Here is a 20198-nt window from a genome sequence, read left to right as displayed (position 1 = left end):
CCGACTTTAGGACCGGGCGGCGCCGCGCGGCAGATCACGCCGCGATCGCGTCGACCTCGAAGAGCATTCCGGGAAGCGCGAGCCGGGCGACGCCGGACAGGGTCTGGGCGGGCGGCCGCTGCCCCCAGATTTCCTCGATCTGCTGGCCGAGGATCGCCAGCTTGTCGGTGTCGTGGTCGACCACGAACGTGCCCAGCCGCAGCACCGACGAGAAGTCGAGGCCGGCCGCGGCGAGCGCGGTGCGCAGGTTGGCGAACGACTGCCGCACCTGCCCGGCGAAGTCGCCGGAGACCAGCTGTCCGGATTCGTCGGCCGCGTACTGCCCGGCCACGAAGACCAGCCCGCCCGGCGTGCGGGTGAGGTGGCTGTACCCGTAGGGCACCGGGTCCGACAGACCGGCTGGGTTGACGACCTCGTGCGACATCTCGCTCCTTCGCTGCGGCGCCACGAATCGCGGCGATATTCCGTCAATCCACACATTGTGGACCCGCCGCATCCGTGATCGCCGAGGGCTCGTTGTCAAGATCGACGGACGGGGGATAACTTTCCGACATGACCACCTCCTCGACGATGACCGCCCGGCTGGACCGGCTTCCGGTGACCCGCTTCCACCGCCTGCTGATCGCCGTCGTCGGGGTGGCGACGTTCTTCGACCTCTACGACCTCTTCCTGGCCAGCACCGTGAGCACGGTGCTGGCGAAGGAGTTCGGCGTGTCCGGCGCCGAGACCAAGCCGCTGCTCGCGTCGGCGTTCCTCGGGGCGTTCGTCGGCTCCGTCGCGCTCGGCAGGCTCGCCGACCGCATCGGGCGGCGGCGCGCGTTCCTGCTCACCCTCAGCGTCTACTCGCTGTTCACGCTGCTCGGCGCGTTCTCGACCGACGTGTGGATGCTGGTGATCTGCCGGTTCATCGCGGGGATCGGGATCGGCGCGGAACTGCCGCTGGCCGACGCCTATCTCGCCGACCTGCTGCCCGCGCACGCCCGCGGCAGGGCGACCGCCTGGGCCTACACCATCGGGTTCTGCGGCGTGCCCGCCGCGGGTTTCCTCGCGCGCGGACTGGTCGGCGAGGCACCGCTGGGCATCGAGGGCTGGCGCTGGCTGTTCGTGATCGGCGCTCTCGGTGCGGCCATCGTGTGGGCGATGCGGACCGGTTTGCCCGAATCGCCCCGATGGCTGATCGCTCAGGGACGCCACGACGAGGCCGAGAAAGTCATCCGGCGCCTGGAGAAGTCCGCGGGCAGCCTGCCCGAGGTCCCCGAAGCACCGCACCGGGAGGAGGCCCGGCCGCAACGTTTTTCGACCCTCTTCCGCAAGCCGTGGCGCACCCGCAGCCTGATGCTGGCCGCGTTCCAGATCCTGCAGGTGTTCGGCTACTACGGGTTCGGCTCGCTGGTGCCGATCATCCTCACCGCCAAGGGATTCGACATCGCGCACTCGCTGACTTTCAGCGCGCTGTCCTTCCTCGGCTACCCGATCGGCTCGGCGCTGTCGATCCCGCTCATGGAACGCGTCCAGCGCAAGTGGCTGATCGTCGCGGCCGCCGCGGGCATGGCGGTGTTCGGTCTCGCCTTCGGCTTCTCCACGAGCGGCGCCGCGATCGTGGTCCTCGGCTTCTGCTACACCGCCGTCAGCAACGTGTTCTCCAACGCCTACCACGCCTACCAGGCCGAGATCTTCCCGACGAGCCTGCGTGCGACCGCGGCGGGCTCGTCCTACTCGCTGTCCCGCCTGATGACGGCGGCGATGCCCTACCTGCTGCTGCCGCTGCTGGAGGCACGCGGCGCCACGGCCGTGTTCGTGGTCGTGGCGCTGGCGATGGTGCTGCTCATCCTGATCACCGCGGTGTTCGGCCCGCGCACCACCGGCCGCTCGGTCGACGACATCGCCGCCGCGGAAGGCGCGGTCACACCCAGTCGTCCGGACCGGCCCAGCTGAGCACGTCGGCCTTGACCGGCGCCGCGCCGGTATACTGGCCGCGGTAGAACAGCAGCGGCCGCCCGTTGGACGCCTCGCCCAGCGCGGTGACCCGGCCGACCACGACGAAGTGGTCGCCCGCCTCGAACACCGTCTCGATCGCGCAGTCCACCCAGGTCAGCGCGTCCTCCAGCACCGGGGAGCCGGACGGCGCGGGCTCCCACTCGACGGTGGCGAACTTGTCCGCCCCGCGTGCGCCGAACACCGTGCTGAGCCGGTGCTGCCCCTCGGCCAGCACGTTCACCGCGAACCGGCCGCTGCGCTCGATCACCGGCCAGGTCCGGGAATGGCGGGCCGGGCAGAACAGCACCAGCGGCGGGTCCAGCGACAGCGCCGCGAACGACTGGCACGCGAACCCGGCGGGGGTGTCGCCGTCCAGGGTGGTCACGATCGTGACCCCGGTGGCGAAGTGCCCCAGCACCTGGCGGAAGCGGGCGGGTTCGATCGCGGCGAGCGTCACTGCTGCTTCATCCCCACGCTGAAATCGTGGCCCCACAGGCTCACCGCCGTGCTCTCCCGCGCGATCCACGCGTCGTCGTCGACCTGGCGGCCCTCGCAGCCGAACTCGACGTCGAACCCGCCGGGGGTCTTCATGTAGAAGGACAGCATCAGGTCATTGACGTGCCGCCCGAGTGTCGCCGACATCGGCACGTTCCGCCGCTTCGCGCGGTCCAGCGCCAGCCCGACGTCGTCGGTGTTCTCCACCTCGACCATGAGGTGCACGATCCCGCTCGGCGTCGGCATCGGCAGGAACGCCAGGCTGTGGTGCCGCGGGTTGCAGCCGAAGAACCGCAGCCACGCCGGCGCCCCGTCGGCAGGGCGGCCGACCATCTGCGGCGGCAGGCGCATCGAGTCACGCAGCCGGAACCCGAGCACGTCGCGGTAGAACCGCAGCGCCGCTTCGTCGTCGTGCGTGGACAGCACGACGTGGCCGAGGCCCTGCTCGCCGGTGACGAACCGGTGCCCGTACGGGCTCACCACGCGCCGGTGCTGCAACGCGACACCGTGGAACACCTCCAGGGTGTTGCCGGACGGATCGTCGAAGCCGATCAGCTCGGTGACGCACCGCTCGGCGAGCGTCTCGGCGCTGCCTTCCTTGTACGGCACGCCGTTCGCGTCCAGCCTCGCCCGCACCTCGTCCAGCTCGGCCGCGTTCGCGCACTCCCAGCCGGCGACGGCGAGCCGGTCGGCCTCCCCCGGAACGATCACCAGCCGCGCCGGGAAGTCGTCCATGCGCAGGTACAGCGCGTCCGGGTGCGCGCCCTTGCCCTCGACCATGCCGAGGACCTTGAGGCCGTACTCGCGCCAGGCGGCCATGTCGGTCGCCTCGATACGCAGGTAGGCCAGCGATCGGATGCCCATGTCATTCACCTCGCAGGAAATCCAGGGCCAGTCGGTTGAACTCGTCGAAGCGCTCCAGCTGGGCCCAGTGCCCGCACCGGCCGAACACGTGCAACTGCGCACGCGGAATCGTCTTCAAGGCCACCAGCGCGCCGTCGAGCGGGTTCACCCGGTCTTCGCGGCCCCAGATCAGCAACACGCGTTGCCGCAGCTGGTAGGCGTCGCGCCAGAGCATGCCCTGCTCATAGTCCGGCCCGCCGAAGGACGCGCCCATCGCCTTCATCGCCGCCAGCGACTCGGGTGTACTCGCGTTGGCGTAGCGCTCCTCGACCAGCTCGTCGGTGATCAGCGACGGATCGAACACCATCAACCGCAGGAACGCGGCAAGCTTTTCCTTGCTCGGTCCGGGCGGTGCGGCGAACCGGCCGAGCGCCTTGACCCCCTCGGTCGGGTCCGGCGCGAACAGGTTCGTGCTCAGCCCGCCCGGGCCCATCAGCACCAACCGCCCGGCGCGGCGCGGGTTGTCCAACGCGAACCGCACCGCGGTGCCGCCGCCGAGCGAATTGCCGACCAGGTGGGCCTTGTCGATCCCGAGCGCGTCGAGCAGTCCGGCGACCGCCTTCGCACTGTGCGTGAAGTACTGCGGGTGCTCGGTGGGCTTGCTGGACTTCCCGAACCCGGGCTGATCGACCGCGAGGACGCGGAACGACTTCGCGAACACCGGGACGTTGCGGCCGAAGTTGCTCCACGCCGAGGCGCCGGGTCCGCCGCCGTGCAGCAGCACCACGGTTTCCGCGTGCTCGGCCCCGGACTCGTGGTAGTGCAACCGCAAGCCGTCGCCGACGTCGGCGTACTTGCCCTCGGTCATCTCACACCATCGCATTCTCGACGGGGACACCGAACTCGCCGTTGCCGTACATGATGTAGGCGCGCTCGGGGTCGTTCGCCGCGTGCACGCGCCCGGCGTGGGCGTCGCGCCAGAACCGCTGGATCGGCGTGCCGCGCTTGAGCGCCCGGCCACCGGAGTTCTCGAAGAGCCGGTCCACCGCGGCGATCGCGCGCTCGGTGCCGCGCACCTGGTCCCGCCGCACGCGCAGGCGTGTGGCGAACGGCAGCTTCTCCCCGCGGCAGGCCAGCTGGTACAGCTCGTCGATGTTGTGGGTCAGCTGCAGCCACGCCGCGTCGATCTCGCTGGCCGCCTCGGCGACGCGCACCTTGGCGAACGGGTCCTCTTTGGACTGCTCGCCCATGTACGCGGCGCGCACGCGGTTGCGCTGGTGCTCGACGTGCGCGTCGTAAGCGCCCTGCGCCATGCCGATGATCGGCGCGGTGATCGTCGAGGGGTGCACCGAACCGTAGGGCAGCCGGTACAGTGGCCCCGGGTTGATCTTCTGCCCCGGCGTGCGGCACTTCGAGGTGGCCTGGAAGCTCAGCGCGCGGTGCGCGGGGATGAACGCGTCGTCCACGACGATGTCGTTGCTGCCGGTGCCGGACAGGCCCACGGTGTCCCAGACGTCCTCGATCGTGTAATCGCCGATCGGCAGCAGGTAGGTGCAGAAGTCGACCGGTTTGCCGTCGGCGTCGAACGCGGGCCCGCCCAGGAACACCCAGGTCGCGTGGTCGCAGCCGGAGGAAAAGCTCCACCGGCCGGTCAGCCGGTACCCGCCCTCGACCACGGTCGCCTTGCCCATCGGCGCGTACGACGACGAGATCCGCACGTCGACGTCCTCGCCCCACACGTCCTGCTGCGCCTGCGCCTCGAACAGGCCGAGGTGCCACGGGTGCACACCGAGGATCGAGGCGACCCATCCGGTCGATCCGCACGCGCCTGCCAGCAGTTTCACCGCGGTGTAGAAGGTCACCGGGTCGGCCTCGTAGCCGCCGAAGGTCTTCGGCTGCAGCAGCTTGAAGAACCCGGTCTCCTGCAGTGCCTTGATCGACTCGTCGGGAATGCGCCGCGCGTCCTCGGTCTCCTGGGCCCGTTCCCGCAGAACGGGAAGCAGGTCCCGGACCCCGGCCAGCACCCCGCGACCATCCTGATCGGTCATCTGCACGCCCCGTCCGTCACGTCTGTCACTGTCGTCCCCAAGACTAGAACACGTTCTCGTTTTTGTCATCAGCCACCTCGCCGAGCTGCGGAGATTCCCGCCCTGCGCCCGGAAAAAACGCAGTCCGCGAGCGACAGGCCGCTCACGTAGGACTCAGAACAGATTCCCACCGCGGACCGGCCCGCCGCGTAGAGACCGGCGATCGGCGCACCATCGGAAGTGCGCACCGCACCGGTCGACTCGTCGACCACGAGCCCGCCGAGCGTGAGCATCGGGCACGGGAAACCCAGGCTGGGCTTGATCGCGACGTCGATGAGTGAGAAGGGCGCCGTGCGCACCGGCCGCACGTACTCGGCCGGTTTGCCCGCCGGATCGGCCGCACCGGAGTCGGCGGCCGCGTTGTACGCCTCCACCGTGGCTTTCAGCCCATCCGCGTCGACCCCCGCCCTGCGTGCGACCTCGTCCAGCGAGTCCGCCGACACCCGGCCGCGCCGCAGCAGGTAGCGGGCCTGCAACCACTGGAACCACTGGCTTTCCCGGCGCGCGGTGCGCCGCGCCTCGGCGACGGTCTCGGCGTCCGCGAGCAACCAGCCTTTGCCTTCGTGCTTGCCGATCATGATCTCGCCGACCGCGGCGCCGTAGCGGGATTCGTCGATGATCCGCCGTCCGCCGGAATCGACCAGCACACCTTTGAGCATCGCGCTGGGCGGCGTGACGAACCGCCACGCCGAGATCCGGTGCATCTCGCCCGTCGCGCCGCCGGCCGCGGTGCCGAGCCCGATGCCCGACCCGTCGTCGGCGATCGTGCCCAGCGCCAGTCCCCCGCGGTACGCCGGGGCGTGCTCGCGCACGAGCGCCCGGTTGAAGATGAATCCTCCCGCCGAGATCACCACCCCGCGCCGGGCAGTGATCTCCTCCTCGCGCGCGTACCGCCGCTCCAGTCGTTCGATCCGGTGCTGCAGCGCCTTGCGCACGCTGGGAACGTAGATGCCCGGCTTCGCGGCGTACCGCGCCATGCGGGCATGCCTGGCGCGAATCCGGCGCGGCGCGTTCCGCAGAGTGCGCACGCGCACGCCCGTCACGACGCCGTCCTCGACGATCAGCGATTCCGCCCGCGTACCGGGCAGGACCCGCACCGTCCGGCGGCGCACCGCCTCGGCCAACCGCGCGAACAGCAGCTTCCCGGACGTGCCCGGCCCCTTCGTGCGGTGACCGCGAGCCGCCGGTTTCGCCAGATCGCGGAACCCGCCCGCGGACTCGCTGCCGGAGTAGTACAGGTAGTAGTCGTCGTTGGGGTAGGAGGTCTTGTACGGGCACAGGCTGCCCTCGAAGGGCACGCCGTTGCGCTCCAGCCACTCGATCATCGCCGGACTCTCGTCGCAGAAACGCCGCAGCGTCTCCTCCGACACCGCGTCGCCGACTTCGAGCCGCAGGTAGTCGTACATCGCGTCGGCCGAATCGTCGACACCTGCTTCACGCTGCTGGGCCGTGCCGCCGCCCGCGTAGACGATCCCGCCGCTCAGCGCGGTCGCCCCGCCGCCGCCGAAGCGGTCCAGCACGAGTACGTCGGCACCAGCGTCGGCGGCTTCGATCGCCGCACAGGCGCCTGCCGCCCCGAACCCGATCACGATCACATCCGCCGTCTGGTTCACACTCGCTACCCTAGAACTGAAACACGTTCTCGTCTATCGTGACAGACGAGGCGGCGAACAGGCGCTCAGTGAAGTGGAACGTGTTATAGCTGGAGGTGGGATGACCGACGAGTTCGACGTCGTGGTCGTCGGCAGCGGAGCCGCCGGCATGACCGCCGCACTCGCGGCCGCCGACGCCGGCCTGTCCGTCGTGGTGATCGAGAAGGCGGCGAAGTTCGGCGGATCCACGGCCCGATCGGGAGGCGGGGTGTGGATCCCGGACAACGAGGCGCTGCGCGCGGCCGGCATCGAGGACACGCCGGAGCGGGCGCGGGCCTACCTCGAAGCGATCGTCGGGGATGTCGTCCCGGCCGAAATGCGCCGGGCCTTCCTCGACCACGGGCCCGAGGTGGTGTCGTTCGTGCACGCCAAGACGCCGTTGCGGCTGCAGTGGGTGCCGGGCTACTCGGACTACCACCCCGAGGCGCCCGGCGGACGGCCCGGCGGGCGGTCGGTCGAGCCGAAGCCGTTCGACGGCGCCCTGCTCGGCAGCGAACTGGCGAACCTCGAACCGCCCTACAGCGGGGCACCGATGGGGGTGCCGATCACCCAGGCGGACTACCGCTGGCTGAGCCTGCTCGCCCGGCACCCCAAGGGCGCGCTGCGCGTGCTGCGGCTCGGCGCCCGCTGGCTGACCGGGCTCGTGCGGCGGCAGCGACTGCTGTCCATGGGCCAGGCGCTGGCCGCCGGGCTGCGCGCGGGCCTGCTCCGCGCCGGCGTGCCGGTGTGGCTGGACACTCCCCTGCTCGATCTGGTGACCGAGGACGAGCGGGTCACCGGTGTGGTGGTCCGGCGGAACGGGCGCGAGCAGACCGTGCGGGCGCGCCTGGGGGTCGTGCTCGCGGCGGGCGGCTTCGAGCACAACGAGGAGATGCGCGCGAAGTACCAGCGCAGCCCCATCGGCACCGAGTGGACCGTGGGCGCGAAGGCCAACACCGGCGACGGGATCACCGCCGGGCTCAAGCTCGGCGCGTCCGTCGCCCTGATGGACGACGCGTGGTGGGGCCCGACGATCCCGCTCACCGGCGGCCCGTGGTTCGCCCTCGCCGAACGGTCGCGGCCCGGCTGCATCCTGGTCAACACGCGCGGCGAGCGGTTCGTCAACGAGTCGGCGCCCTACGTCGAGGCCGTCCACGCCATGTACGGCGAGGGCGACGGGCCCGGGAAGAACATCCCGACCTGGCTGATCTTCGACCAGCGTTACCGTGACCGGTACATGTTCACCGGCGTGGGCCCACGGCAGAAGCTGCCCGGCCGCTGGTTCAAAGCGGGCATCGTGGCCAAAGCGCCCACGCTGGCCGAACTCGCGGCGCGCATCGAGGTGCCGGGCGCGGCGCTGGAGGCGACCGTCGAGCGCTTCAACGGCTTCGCCCGCACCGGCACCGACGAGGACTTCCGGCGCGGGCGCAGCGCCTACGACCACTACTACGGCGACCCGCGCCAGAAACCCAACCCCAGCCTCGGCCCGCTGGACAAAGCCCCGTTCTACGCGGTCAAGATCGTGCCCGGTGACCTGGGCACGAAGGGCGGGCTGCGCACCGACACCCACGCGCGCGTGCTGCGCGAGGACGGGTCTGTCATCCCCGGGTTGTACGCGGCCGGGAACAGCAGCGCCGCGGTCATGGGACACACCTACGCCGGGCCGGGCGCCACCATCGGGCCGGCGATGGTCTTCGGGTTCCTTGCCTCACGCCACCTGGCCACCCAGAATCGCACTGGAGGTCGATGATGACTGAGATCCGCACGATCGACGCGGGTGCGCCGCCGGCGCGGTTCGCCCGTGGCTGGCACTGCCTGGGGCTGGCCGACACCTTCCGCGACGGGAAACCCCACGCCATCGAGGCGTTCGGCACCAAACTCGTGGTGTTCGCGGGCGAGGACGGCACACTCAACGTCCTGGACGCCTACTGCCGCCACATGGGCGGCGATCTGAGCCAGGGCAGTGTCAAAGGCAACGAGGTGGCCTGCCCGTTCCACGACTGGCGCTGGAGCGGCAACGGCAAATGTGCCTCGATCCCCTACGCCAAACGGGTTCCGCTGCGTGCCCGCACGCGCTCGTGGCTCACGCTGGAAGAGAACAAGCAGCTGTTCGTGTGGCACGACCCGCAGGGCAATCCGCCGCCCGAGGACGTCGTGATCCCGCGCATCGACGGCATTTTCAGCGGCGAGTGGAGCAACTGGACCTGGGATTCGGTGCTGATCGAGGGCTCCAACTGCCGCGAGATCATCGACAACATGGTCGACATGGCGCACTTCTTCTACATCCACTACGCCTTCCCGACCTACTTCAAGAACGTGTTCGAGGGCCACATCGCGACGCAGTACCTCAACACCAAGGGCCGCCCGGATGTCGGCATGGCGTCCAACTACGGCGGCGAGGACAACCTGCTGCGCTCGGAGGCGTCCTACTTCGGCCCGTCGTACATGATCAACACGCTGCTGAACACGTACAAGGGCTTCGAGATCGAGAACGTCCTGATCAACTGCCACTACCCGGTCACGCCGACGTCGTTCGTGCTCCAGTGGGGCGTCAGCGTGAAGAAGCTGCCCGGTGTGGACGACGAGCAGGCCGACAAGATCGCGGGCAAGTTCGCCAAGGGCATCGGGGTCGGGTTCCTGCAGGACGTGGAGATCTGGCGCAACAAGTCCCGCATCGACAACCCGCTGCTGTGCGAGGAGGACGGCCCGGTCTACCAGCTGCGCCGCTGGTACGAGCAGTTCTACACCGACGTCGAGGACGTCACCGAGGACATGACGCGGCGGTTCGAGTTCGAGGTGGACACCACCAAGGCCAACGAGGTGTGGGCCCAGGAGGTCGCCGAGAACCTGGCCCGCCAGCAGGAGGCGGGGGTCGCGGGATGACCACCGCCGAGCGCACCGAGTTCCTCTCCGGCGGGCTGCGGCCGCATGCCTGCGCGTCCTGCGGCACCCGGGTGCTGGTGAAGAAGAACAGCGTCAAGCACACCAGCATCCAGTGGACGACGGACGCGGGAAGCTGCCCGGTGTTCGCCGAACAGGCCGAGGCCGGGGAGAACACGGCGTTGCTCGACACGTGCCCGAAGCTGGTGGACAGCATCGGCGCGGCGGTACGGGACGGGGAGTTCGGGGTTCTCGATGCCGGATAGCTACGCGCTGACCGTCGCCGAGGTGATCGCGGAAACGGCCGAGGCATCCTCGATCGTGTTCGACGTGCCCGAGGAGCACGTCTCGGTGTTCCGTTACCGGCCAGGCCAGTTCCTGACGCTGCGGGCGGGCGAGGTGGCGCGCTGCTACTCGTTGTCCAGCGCGCCGCACGAGGGTTCGCGGCTCAAGGTGACGGTCAAGCGCACCGAGGGCGGGTACGGGTCGAACTGGTTGTGCGACAACGTCTCCGCTGGGTCCAGTGTGGACGTGCTGCCACCTTCCGGGGTGTTCACGCCGGAATCGCTGGACGCCGATCTGCTGTTGTTCGCGGGTGGCAGCGGGATCACACCGGTGATGGCCATCCTGAAATCGGCGCTGCGTCACGGGTCGGGGCGGATCGTGCTGGTGTACGCGAACCGGGACGAGACTTCGGTGATCTTCGCGTCCGAGCTGGCCGCGATGGCGCGGGAGCATCCGGAGCGGCTGGTGCTGGTGCACTGGCTGGAAAGCGTGCAGGGGCTGCCGTCGGTGACGCAGCTGCGCGAGCTGGCGCGGCCCTACGCGGAGTTCGACGCGTTCCTGTGCGGTCCGGAGGCGTTCATGACCGCCGGGAAGCAGGCGTTGAAAGACCTCGGGATGCCGCGCAAGCGGATCCACCTGGAGCGGTTCGTGTCGCTGGGCGGGAACCCGTTCGAGGACCGGGCTTCCGCGGCGGCTTCCGACGAGGCCGGAACGACCGAGCTGTCCGTGGACCTGGACGGCTCGCAGCACTCGTTTTCCTGGCCTCGCCAGGAGAAGCTGCTGGACTTCCTGCTGGCCCGCGGGCTGGACGCGCCGTACTCGTGCCGCGAGGGACAGTGCAGCGCGTGCGCGTGCCGGATCGTCTCCGGTGAGGTGAAGATGCTGAACAACGAGATCCTGGATTCCGAGGACATCGACGACGGCATCGTGCTGGCGTGTCAGTCGGTACCGTTGACCGACGAGGTTTCGGTCACCTACGAGTAGGAGTTCCCGCGTTGCCCATCGATCCCGACGTCGCCCTCGGCGCCGAACTCGACGAGCTGACCTTCGCCTGGACGTCCTCCGACGTGCTGCTCTACCACCTGGCGCTGGGCGCGGGTGCCAAGCCGACGGATCCGCGGGAGCTGCGCTACACCTACGAGCGGGACCTTCGCGTGCTGCCGACGTTCGCGACGGTGGCGGCGAACCTGCGTGTGTTCGATCCCCCGGTGGTGTCTTTTCCCGGCATCGAGATCGATCTGGCGAAGGTCGTGCACGGGACGCAGGCGGTCACCGTGCACCGGCCGATCCCGGTCGAGGGCGAGGCGACCGCGCGGACCCGGATCGTGGACATCCAGGACAAGGGCAAGGCGGCGGTGATCGTCAACGAGACGTCGGTGGTTTCGTCGGACGGTTCGCCGTTGTGGACGGCCCGGTCGAGCATCTTCGCCCGCGGCGAGGGCGGGTTCGGCGGTCCGCGGGGCTCGTCGTCGCGCGTCGAGCTGCCGGACCGCGAGCCGGACGCGGTGATCGACACGCCGACGCTGCCGCAGCAGGCGCTGCTGTACCGGCTGTGCGGCGACCGGAACCCGCTGCACATCGACCCGGAGTTCGCCCGATCGGCGGGCTTCGACGTGCCGATCCTGCACGGGCTGTGCACGTACGGTGTGGTCGCGAAGGCCGTGACGGATGCGTTGCTGGACGCCGATGTCACCCGGGTGGGTTCGTTCTCCGCACGCTTCGCCGGAATCGTGCTGCCCGGCGAAACGCTGCGGACGAAGGTGTGGCGCACGGACGACGGCCTGGTGCTGACGACCACGGCCGTGGAGCGGGACGCCCCCGTGCTGGCGGACGCCGTGCTGGTGTTTACAGACCGCTGACCAGCATGGAGACCATTCCGGCGCCCATCAGGGCCCGGCACACCTGCCGCACCGCGCGGTGGTCGCGCAGGCTTTCCGTGCGCGCCCACCGCGCACCGACGATGCCGGAGCGGACGATGTCGACGGCGAAGTAGGCGAGCGCGGCCAGCGCGAGCACGGGCCAGGCGAGCTTGCCACCCGGCATCGACAACCACGGCCCGTCGGGGTGACCGGGCATCGCGGTGATCAGGTACAGCATCGCCGCGGCGGAGACCAGGTGGTGCACCGCGCAACAGCGGCGCCCCCGCACCGCGGCGACGAAGAACCAGCCCGCCGTGAGCACGAGGATCGCCTGCCACCCGGCGGCCGGAACGGGCCCGCCGAGCGGTGAGACCATCGCGAGCATCGCCAGGACCATCAGCAACTCGGCGAGGTCCATCTGCCGCGTGTCCGCCGTGGTGGTGGCGTCCAGGCGCACCAGCCGGACCACGCTGGGTACCGCCAGCAGCGCGAACGCCACCGTGAGGCTCCACGCGAGGACGGCAGGCAGGTTCATGGGTACCAAAGTCGCCCATGGGGGCGGGCAAAGCTAGCGGTCATCGAGGTGAATCCGGCACCTCCCGACGGCGTAGTTCGTGTGCGATGCGCGAAGGGCGGGTGACTGAAAATCGCCGGTGTTTGACTGCGTATTGTGACGGGAACCACAGACCGTAGGCGACGTCAGGAAAGGACAAGGACGATGCCGGCCACCGAACCGATCACCGACACCCTCATCGCGAACGACGAGGACACCACCCCCGAGACCGTGCTGGTCGACGACGAGAGCCACCTCATCCGCGGTTACGACTGAGCCAGCACCAGCCCGCTCGTCGGTACGCCCGTGCCCGCCGTCACCAGCACGTGTGACGGCGCGGCCACCTGGTTGACCGAAGTACCCCGGATCTGCCGGACACCCTCCGCGATGCCGTTCATCCCATGGATGTATGCCTCGCCGAGCTGCCCGCCGTGCGGGTTGAGCGGCAGGGAGCCGTCCAGTTCCAGCGCACCGGACGCGACGAACCCGGGTGCCTCCCCGCGGCCGCAGAACCCCAGTTCCTCCAGCTGCATCAGGACGTACGGCGTGAAGTGGTCGTAGAGCACCGCCACGTCCATGTCCGACGGTCCCGCGCCCGACTGGGCCCACAGCTGCCGCGCGACCACACCCATCTCCGGCAGTCCCGCGAGCTCGTCCCGGTAGTAGCTGGTCATGACGTACTGGTCCGGTCCGCTGCCCTGGGCGGCCGCCGCGATCACGGCGGGCGTCTGCCGCAGGTCCCGCGCCCGCGTCGCGCTCGTGACCACCAGCGCGACGCCGCCGTCGGACTCCTGGCAGCAGTCCAGCAGCCGCAACGGTTCGGCGATCCACCTCGACGACTGGTGTTCCTCCAGGGTGATCGGCTTGCCGTGGAACCACGCGCTGGGGTTGGTCGCCGCGTGCTTGCGGTCCAGCACCGCGACCCGGCCGAAGTCCTCGGTCGTCGCGCCGAACTCGTGCAGGTACCGCTGCGCCACCATGGCCACGGTCGCCGCCGGGGTCGCGATGCCCATCGGGTAGTGGAACGCGTTGTCCACCCCTGAGGAGTTCACCTGTCCCGCCGCCGCGCTGGAGACCTGGCCGAACCGGTGCCCGGACCGCTCGTTGAACGCCCGGTACGCGACCACCACCTCGGCCACCCCGGTCGCGACCGCCATCGCCGCCTGCTGGACCGTGGCCGCCGCCGCGCCGCCGCCGTAGTGGATGCGGCTGAAGAACGTCAGCTCCGGGATGCCCAGCTCCCGCGCGACCGCGATCTCGGCGTTGCCGTCCATCGTGAACGACACCAAACCGTCCACATCGGACGGAGTCAGCCCGGCGTCGTCCAGTGCGGCGCGCACCGCCTCCGCCGCCAGCCGCAGCTCACTGCGCCCGGAGTCCTTCGAGAACTCGGTCGCGCCGATCCCGGCGATCGCCGCCTTGCCCGACAGGGTCATGATCCCAGCTCCACGGTCACCGTCCCGCTCACGTGCGCGCCCAGCTGCCCGGTCCCGGTCACCTCGACGACCGCGACCCGGCCCTCCAGCGACGCCACCCGGCCGGTGAACACCAGCTTGTCCCCGGCGTAGCACGGCACGCCGAGCTTGATCTTGATCGACCGCACGAACGCGTCCGGTCCGGCCCAGTCGGTGACGAACCGCTGCACGAGCCCGGTGTCGGTCAGGATGTTGAGGAAGATGTCCTTCGAGCCGCGCGCGATCGCGGCGTCCCGGTCGTGGTGCACGTCCTGGAAGTCGCGGGTGGCCAGCGCGGTGCTGATCACGAACGTCGGCGTGACGTCGAAGGCCAGCTCCGGCAGCTCGGTCCCGACGGCGGTCATCGCGCCACCTTCCAGGCGGGCAGGGTCAGGTCGTCGTCCACCCTCACGAATGTCGCGGTGACCGGCTGCCCGATGTGGACCTCCGCCGGATCGGCGCCGATCAGCTCGCCCAGCATCCGCACGCCCTCCTCCAGTTCGACCAGCGCGATCACGAACGGCAGCTTCTTGCCCGGCACCGCGGGCCGGTGGTGCACGACGAAGCTGTGGACCGTGCCGCGCCCGCTCGCGACCACCCAGTCCGGCTTCGCGTCCAGGTCGCCGTCCGGCGGCATCGGCCCCGGCGGATGCCGCAGCGTCTCGCCCCAGCGCTGGATCCGCAGCTCACCGGCTTTCGTGCCCTCCCAGAAGAACTCGGTGTCGCGGCTGATCACCGGCCGCAACGCGCCCGGAGACGAGGGCGGCGGCGCGAACTTGAGCACCCGGAACAGCATGTCGGCGACCAGTTCGTCGCCGACCCACCACGATGTGCGCGTGGTGACGAACCAGCCCTCACCCAGCGCGGTCCGCTTCGGCCCGACCACGGACTCCAGCTCGGTCGTCGCCGCGACGTGCTCGCCGACCCGCAGGTGGCGGTGGTAGTTCTGCTCGGAGTTCGTCGCGACCACCGAGGTGAACCCGGCTTCGTCGAGCACGGTCATCATCGCGCCCAGCGGATCGTCCTCGGCGCGCTGCCCGTGCAGGCCGTTCATCGTCCACACCTGCGCCATCGCGGGCGGCGCGATGCCCTCGGCGTAGCGCGGGTCGGTGTCCCCGATCGCCTCGGTCCAGTTGTTGATCATCGCCTGGTTGACCGGGTCACGCGCGAACCGCTTCGACGACTCGCCCCGCGCGGCGATGCGGGCGGCGGCCTCCTCGACGCTCATCGCGGCACCCTCGGCAGTTTCAGCCCGGCCGTCGCGATCAGCTCGCGCTGGATCTCGTTCACGCCCCCGCCGAAGGTGAGCACGATGTTGCGCCGTGCCAGGACGTCCAGCCATTCCGCCAGTCCGGCCGTGTCCGGATCGGACAGATCCCCATGCCGTGCCACGATTTCCTCCATCAGCCGCGCCACCCGCTGGATGCGGTCGGAGGAGAACACCTTCGTCGCCGACGCGTCCGCGACGTCCAGTTCGGCGGCGGCCACCTGCCAGTTCAGCAGTTCGTTGATCCGCGTCACCGCCAGCGTCTCGCCCAGCGCGCGCCGCACGTCGGGCTCGCCGAGCAGGCCACGTTCGGCGGCCCAGGCCCGGACCCGGTCGTACAGCCCGCCGATCCGCCCGGCCGGGCCGAGCATCACGCGCTCGTGGTTGAGCTGCGTGGTGATCAGCTTCCAGCCCCGGTTCTCCTCGCCGACCAGCATCGACGCGGGCACCCGCACGTCGGAGTAGTAGGTGGCGTTGACGTGGTGGGCGCCGTCGCAGGTGATGATCGGCGTCCACGAATAGCCGGGGTCGGTGGTGTCGACGATGAGGATCGAGATGCCCTTGTGCTTGGGCGCGTCCGGGTCGGTGCGCACGGCCAGCCAGATGTAGTCCGCGTCGTGCCCGCCGGTGGTGAAGATCTTCTGCCCGTTGACCACGTAGGAGTCGCCGTCGCGCACCGCGGTGGTGCGCAACGAGGCCAGGTCGGTACCCGCGTCCGGTTCGGTGTAGCCGATCGCGAAGTGCACGTCACCGGCGAGGATTTTCGGCAGGAAGCACGCCTTCTGCTCCGGCGTGCCGTACTCCTGCAGCGTCGGCCCGACGGTCTGCAACGTCACCGACGGCAGCTGCACGTCGGCGCGCGCGGCTTCGTCGGCGAAGAGGTGCTGTTCGAGGACGCCGAGCCCGCCGCCGCCGAACTCCTCCGGCCACCCGGCGCCGAGGCGGCCGTCGGTGCCCATGCGCCGCACGATGCGCCGATAGACCTCGCCGTGCCGTTCCCGCAGCAGCGCCTGCCGCTCCTCTTGCGTGACCAGCCCGGCGAAGTAGTCGCGCAGCTCGTCGCGTAGTTTCCGTTGCGGCGCGGTCAGTTCGATGTGCATCAGCCCTCCTCCACCAGATCGCCGAGCCGGTCCAGCCGGTCACCCGCCCCGCCGGTGAACGCGGCCAGCTCCTTGACCAGCCCGTAGTGGCGGTGCAGCGGATAGGTGATGTCCACGCCGAGGCCGCCGTGCAGGTGGTGGCACAGCGCCAGCGCCTTCGGGGCCTCCTCGGCCAGCCAGTACGCGGCGACCGCGAGGTCTTCGTCCGGGTCGAGCCCTTCCGCGAGCCGCCACACCGCCGACAGCGCCGCGAGATGCAGCGTGCGGGAGGCGATGTAGACGTCGGCGATCTGCTGGGCCACGGCCTGGAATGTCGCGAGTGGACGGCCGAACTGCTCACGCTGCCGCACGTGCCCGGTGGTCAGCGCGAGCGCCCCGGCCACGGCTCCGTCGCCGAGCGCGACCGCGCCCGCGAGCGCGAGCCGGTGCAGGTCGGCGGGCGCGGCGTCGCGCACCAGGTCTGCTTCCCCGACCCGGACCCCGTCCAGGCGCAACGTCGTGCCGTGCACCTGCGCGCCCTCGGCCCGCGGGTCGACGAGGAACACCCCGGTGCCCCACGGCAGGGTGGCCGGAACCAGCACGCAGCGCGCGTCCGGCAGTGACGGCACCCGGGTCTTCGTGCCGGTCAGCGCCCATCCGCCGTCGACGGCGGCCGCCTGCGTGGACGGCTCCGCGGGCAGGGGCGCGGACGGCTCGTGCACGGCGGCGGTGACCACCACCTCGCCGGAGGCGATCTCGGGCAGCCAGCGGGCCCGCTGCTCGGGGCTGCCGTGCCGGTTGAGCGGCAGCACCCCCAGCGCCAGCGCGGCCAGCGCCGGCACCTCGGCACCGGCGCGGCCGACCTCGGTGAGCACCACCGCGACCTCGGCGGGACCGAGCCCGTCCCCGTCCAGCTCGGCGGGCACGGCAAGGGCGAGCAGCCCGGCCTTCGCCAGTGCCGGCCACGCGTGCTCGGGTTCCCTGGCCAGCACCTCCGCGGTCAGCGCGGCGATGTCGGCCTGGGTCGCATCCAGGGTGAAGTCCACACCGGCTCCTCGACTGCAAGACTGAAACCTGTTCTAGTCTTAGTCGAGGAGCGACGGCTAGGCAAGGGCCGAGGCGGCCTCCAGCAGTTCCCTCATCTCTTCCCGCACCGCGTCGGTCAGCGACCACAGATCTGGAACGAGTTCTCGTGCAGCGAGCAGCCCGATGTCGACCTTGCCGGCATAGGACAACACGGTCACGTTCAGGCCCGCGCCGTGAAAGACCGGCCCGAGCGGGTAGAACGCCGTGACGCGCGCGCCGACGAAGTACAGCGGCACCGGCGGCCCTGGCACATTGGAGACGACCAGGTTGTGCACCACCGGATGCCGGTCGGCCAGCCGCAGCGCCGAATAGGCCCGCACCGCGAGCCCGAACAGGCCGGGCGCGGCGAACTGCGCCCAGTCCCGCAGCATGTCCGCGTCGATCTCGTGGTGGTGCTCCTTCGCCTGCCGGTTGCTCTCCGCGAGCGCGTACACCCTGGCCGCGGCTTCCGGCAGGTGCGTCGGCAGGGTCACGAAGAAGGCGGACACCTTGTTGTTGCTCGCGTCGTCGCGGCTCGTGCGGTCCTCGGTCGAGACCGGAACCGTCGCGACCAGCGGGTCCTTGGGCAGCTCGCCGCGTCCTTCGAAGTAGCGGCGCAGCCCGCCCGCGCACAGGGCGAGCACGACGTCGTTGACCTTCACGCCGAACGCGTTCTTCACCGTCTTCACGTCGTCCAGGTCGACGGTGGTGTAGGCGATGCCGCGGACGCCGGTGATCGTGGCGTTGAACGACGTGCGCGGCGCCGTGAACGGCACCGGCATGCCCTGGCGGCGCAGGGCGCGGCCGATCCAGCGCGGCGCCATCCCGGCCAGTCCCGGCAGCAGCTTCGCCAGCTCGACCGGGCGGCGCGCCAGCTCCTGCACGCTGCTCCGCAGCAGTTCGAGGTGGGAGGGCGGCTCGGGGTTGGACCCGGGCGCGGGCAGCGGCGGAAGTTCACCCGGTTCGGTGCCCGCCAGGTAGGCGATCAGGCTCGCCCCACCGACGCCGTCGACCGTCGCGTGGTGCATCTTGAACATCACCGCGACGCCGTCGCCGGGCAGGCCCTCGATGACGTACATCTCCCACAGCGGGCGGCTGCGGTTGAGCGGCTGCCCGGCGAAGTGGGCGCACAGCTCGGCCAGCGTCTCGCGGTCGCCCGGCGCGGGCACGCCGACGCGGTGCAGGTGGTGGTCGATGTCGAAGGTCTCGTCCTCGACCCACACCGGGTGCAGGAGGTTCAGCGGCGAATTGTGCAGTTTCCGCCGGAACTCCGGGATCGCCTCGATGCGCTCGGCGAGCATCCGTTTGAACTCGGCGAAGCGATATCCACCGGGAATGGTGGAGCCGTCCAGGGTGAGCAGCCCACAGACGTGCAGGACCTGCGAAGACGTTTCCAGGTAGAGGAAACTGGCGTCGAGACCACTGAGCGGTTGCACCCTTCGAGGATAAGCGGGATTGACTACGATCTCCTGCCATGCGACCCCGTTTCCTCACCCGCCGGGCGATCCAGCTCGCCCTGACCGCGAACGCGCTCCGGCCGGTACCCGGGACGCGCGCCTCGGTGCCGTCGTTCTTCGCCGGCTGGCTGACCGGGGAGCTGGCGCCGCACCTGCTCGCGCTCACCGCGGCCGACACCGCGGCGCACCTCGCCCGCCACGGCGCGCGCTCGGCCGCGGACCGGGTGGCGCTGGGCATGGCCGCGGCCTCGGCCGCCGGGCTGGGCTCGCTGATCGCGACGTCGCAGAAGGCGAAGGGCGTGGTCGACCAGGCGCTGGCCGAGGCCCTGGGGCCGAAGTACGCGGAGGACCTGTCGCGCCCGCTGGACCCGAAGGACCTGGCGACGCCGTGGGGGCAGCTGGTGCTGCCGTTCCGGATGCGCAACCCGGAGGTGCGGCGTGACCGCAACCTGGCCTACGCGCCGGGTGGGAAGCGGTTCCTGATGGACGTCTACCGGCCGCGTGAGCCGGTCGAGGGGCGCCCGGTGCTGCTGCAGATCCACGGCGGCGCCTGGATGATCGACAGCAAGGACCACCAGGGCATCCCGCTGATGCTGCACATGGCGCAGCGGGGATGGGTCTGCGTGGCGGTCAACTACCCGCTCTCCCCCAAGGCACACTGGCCGGACCACGTCGTCGGCGTCAAGCGGGCGGTGGCGTGGATCCGCGAGCACATCGGTGACTACGGTGGCGACCCGTCGTTCCTGGCCGCGACGGGTGGTTCGGCGGGCGGCCACCTGGCAGCGTTGCTCGCCCTGACCCCGAACGATGCCGGGTTGCAGCCGGGCTTCGAAGACGCCGACACGACCGTGCAGGCGTGCGCCCCGCACTACGGCGTCTACGACTTCGCCGCGACGAGCGGTTCGCGGGCCAGCAAGGCGCGGATGGAGGGCCTGCTGGCGCGGTACGTGGTGGGCAAGGACCCGGCCCGCTTCCTGGACGACTACATCGCCGCGTCCCCGCTGGACCGCATCACCGAGAAGGCGCCGCCGTTCTTCGTGATCCACGGAGCGAACGACTCCCTGGTCCCGGTCCGCGAGGCACGTGGTTTCGTCCAGCGGCTGCGGGAGACGTCGGAACAGCCGGTGGCCTACGCCGAGCTGCCGGGGGCGCAGCACGCGTTCGACGTGTTCCCGTCCATCCGGTCGGCACACGTGGTACGCGGCGTGGAGCGCTTCCTGGACTGGACGTACTTGCGCTGGCTGCGCGACCACACCTGACTGGAAC

The 20198-nt window shown here is 70.5% G+C and carries 19 protein-coding genes and 1 pseudogene; 7 read left to right on the top strand and 13 right to left on the bottom strand.

Translation table 11 applies throughout. The annotated features are described in order from the left end of the window. Positions 1-34: 34 nt before the first annotated feature. Positions 35-424: a RidA family protein gene (locus HNR02_RS19480; protein WP_179774578.1), complete on the bottom strand. Its 390-nt coding sequence runs from the start codon at positions 422-424 to the stop codon at positions 35-37. Between the two features lie 128 nt (positions 425-552). Here HNR02_RS19480 and HNR02_RS19475 point away from each other — a divergent pair, with 128 nt between their 5' ends. Then, positions 553-1935, top strand: a complete 1383-nt coding sequence (locus HNR02_RS19475; RefSeq protein ID WP_179774577.1) for an MFS transporter — start codon at positions 553-555, stop codon at positions 1933-1935. Here the strand turns inward: HNR02_RS19475 and hsaB are convergent. From hsaB to HNR02_RS19450, 5 genes and pseudogenes are all read right to left on the bottom strand, one after another. Beyond that, positions 1904-2434, bottom strand: a complete 531-nt coding sequence (hsaB, locus tag HNR02_RS19470; RefSeq protein ID WP_179774576.1) for a 3-hydroxy-9,10-secoandrosta-1,3,5(10)-triene-9,17-dione monooxygenase reductase subunit — start codon at positions 2432-2434, stop codon at positions 1904-1906. The genes HNR02_RS19475 and hsaB overlap by 32 nt on opposite strands. After that, positions 2431-3336, bottom strand: coding sequence for an iron-dependent extradiol dioxygenase HsaC (gene hsaC, locus HNR02_RS19465; RefSeq protein ID WP_179774575.1), 906 nt, complete (start codon positions 3334-3336; stop codon positions 2431-2433). The genes hsaB and hsaC overlap by 4 nt, the downstream gene beginning before the upstream one ends. A gap of 1 nt (position 3337) precedes the next feature. Next, positions 3338-4183, bottom strand: a complete 846-nt coding sequence (hsaD, locus tag HNR02_RS19460) for a 4,5:9,10-diseco-3-hydroxy-5,9,17-trioxoandrosta-1(10),2-diene-4-oate hydrolase (protein WP_179774574.1) — start codon at positions 4181-4183, stop codon at positions 3338-3340. Position 4184: 1 nt separating this feature from the next. Continuing rightward, positions 4185-5363 carry a 3-hydroxy-9,10-secoandrosta-1,3,5(10)-triene-9,17-dione monooxygenase oxygenase subunit gene (gene hsaA / locus HNR02_RS19455; RefSeq protein ID WP_179774573.1) on the bottom strand — a complete coding sequence of 393 codons (1179 nt, stop codon included), beginning with the start codon at positions 5361-5363 and terminating at the stop codon, positions 4185-4187. Positions 5364-5406: 43 nt separating this feature from the next. After that, positions 5407-7015 (bottom strand): annotated as a pseudogene (locus HNR02_RS19450) (FAD-binding protein). Positions 7016-7115: 100 nt separating this feature from the next. Here HNR02_RS19450 and kstD point away from each other — a divergent pair. From kstD to chsH3, 5 genes are read left to right on the top strand one after another with little or no spacing between them, the layout of a single operon-like run. Then, positions 7116-8783 (top strand): 3-oxosteroid 1-dehydrogenase, encoded by a 1668-nt coding sequence (gene kstD, locus HNR02_RS19445; protein ID WP_179774571.1) that lies wholly within the window; start codon positions 7116-7118, stop codon positions 8781-8783. Next, on the top strand, positions 8780-9916 hold the full coding sequence (locus tag HNR02_RS19440) for a 3-ketosteroid-9-alpha-monooxygenase, oxygenase component (protein ID WP_376772887.1): 1137 nt from the start codon (positions 8780-8782) through the stop codon (positions 9914-9916). Before kstD ends, HNR02_RS19440 begins: the two co-directional genes overlap by 4 nt. Next, positions 9913-10179, top strand: a complete 267-nt coding sequence (locus tag HNR02_RS19435; protein ID WP_179774570.1) for a hypothetical protein — start codon at positions 9913-9915, stop codon at positions 10177-10179. The genes HNR02_RS19440 and HNR02_RS19435 overlap by 4 nt, the downstream gene beginning before the upstream one ends. Beyond that, positions 10169-11182, top strand: coding sequence for a ferredoxin--NADP reductase (locus HNR02_RS19430; protein ID WP_179774569.1), 1014 nt, complete (start codon positions 10169-10171; stop codon positions 11180-11182). The genes HNR02_RS19435 and HNR02_RS19430 overlap by 11 nt, the downstream gene beginning before the upstream one ends. Positions 11183-11193: 11 nt before the next feature. Continuing rightward, entirely contained in the window at positions 11194-12057 is an 864-nt protein-coding gene (gene chsH3, locus HNR02_RS19425) for an enoyl-CoA hydratase ChsH3 (protein WP_179774568.1), read from the top strand. On the opposite strand, the gene HNR02_RS19420 is transcribed toward chsH3, so the two are convergent. The 7 genes from HNR02_RS19420 to HNR02_RS19390 all read right to left on the bottom strand — a co-directional run bounded on the left by HNR02_RS19420 (position 12044) and on the right by HNR02_RS19390 (position 18911). Beyond that, complete coding sequence (locus HNR02_RS19420; RefSeq protein WP_179774567.1) at positions 12044-12592, bottom strand: DUF5134 domain-containing protein; 549 nt, start codon at positions 12590-12592, stop codon at positions 12044-12046. The two genes, chsH3 and HNR02_RS19420, sit on opposite strands and share 14 nt — an antisense overlap. Positions 12593-12876: 284 nt before the next feature. After that, entirely contained in the window at positions 12877-14046 is a 1170-nt protein-coding gene (locus HNR02_RS19415; protein ID WP_179774566.1) for a lipid-transfer protein, read from the bottom strand. After that, positions 14043-14429, bottom strand: coding sequence for a MaoC family dehydratase (locus HNR02_RS19410; protein ID WP_179774565.1), 387 nt, complete (start codon positions 14427-14429; stop codon positions 14043-14045). The genes HNR02_RS19415 and HNR02_RS19410 overlap by 4 nt, the downstream gene beginning before the upstream one ends. Then, positions 14426-15292: a bifunctional MaoC family dehydratase N-terminal/OB-fold nucleic acid binding domain-containing protein gene (locus tag HNR02_RS19405; protein WP_179774564.1), complete on the bottom strand. Its 867-nt coding sequence runs from the start codon at positions 15290-15292 to the stop codon at positions 14426-14428. Before HNR02_RS19405 ends, HNR02_RS19410 begins: the two co-directional genes overlap by 4 nt. After that, on the bottom strand, positions 15289-16431 hold the full coding sequence (locus HNR02_RS19400) for an acyl-CoA dehydrogenase family protein (RefSeq protein ID WP_179774563.1): 1143 nt from the start codon (positions 16429-16431) through the stop codon (positions 15289-15291). The genes HNR02_RS19405 and HNR02_RS19400 overlap by 4 nt, the downstream gene beginning before the upstream one ends. Next, complete coding sequence (locus HNR02_RS19395) at positions 16431-17456, bottom strand: acyl-CoA dehydrogenase family protein (RefSeq protein WP_179774562.1); 1026 nt, start codon at positions 17454-17456, stop codon at positions 16431-16433. Before HNR02_RS19395 ends, HNR02_RS19400 begins: the two co-directional genes overlap by 1 nt. Positions 17457-17513: 57 nt before the next feature. Further along, on the bottom strand, positions 17514-18911 hold the full coding sequence (locus HNR02_RS19390) for a WS/DGAT/MGAT family O-acyltransferase (RefSeq protein WP_179774561.1): 1398 nt from the start codon (positions 18909-18911) through the stop codon (positions 17514-17516). Between the two features lie 38 nt (positions 18912-18949). Here HNR02_RS19390 and HNR02_RS19385 point away from each other — a divergent pair, with 38 nt between their 5' ends. Next, positions 18950-20191 carry an alpha/beta hydrolase gene (locus HNR02_RS19385; protein ID WP_179774560.1) on the top strand — a complete coding sequence of 414 codons (1242 nt, stop codon included), beginning with the start codon at positions 18950-18952 and terminating at the stop codon, positions 20189-20191. Positions 20192-20198 lie beyond the last annotated feature (7 nt).

The sequence above is a fragment of the Amycolatopsis endophytica genome (assembly GCF_013410405.1).
Taxonomy (GTDB): Bacteria; Actinomycetota; Actinomycetes; order Mycobacteriales; family Pseudonocardiaceae; genus Amycolatopsis_E; species Amycolatopsis_E endophytica.
The sequence above is the reverse complement of the archived record's forward strand: the minus strand, read 5'-3'. Positions and strand labels throughout refer to the sequence as shown.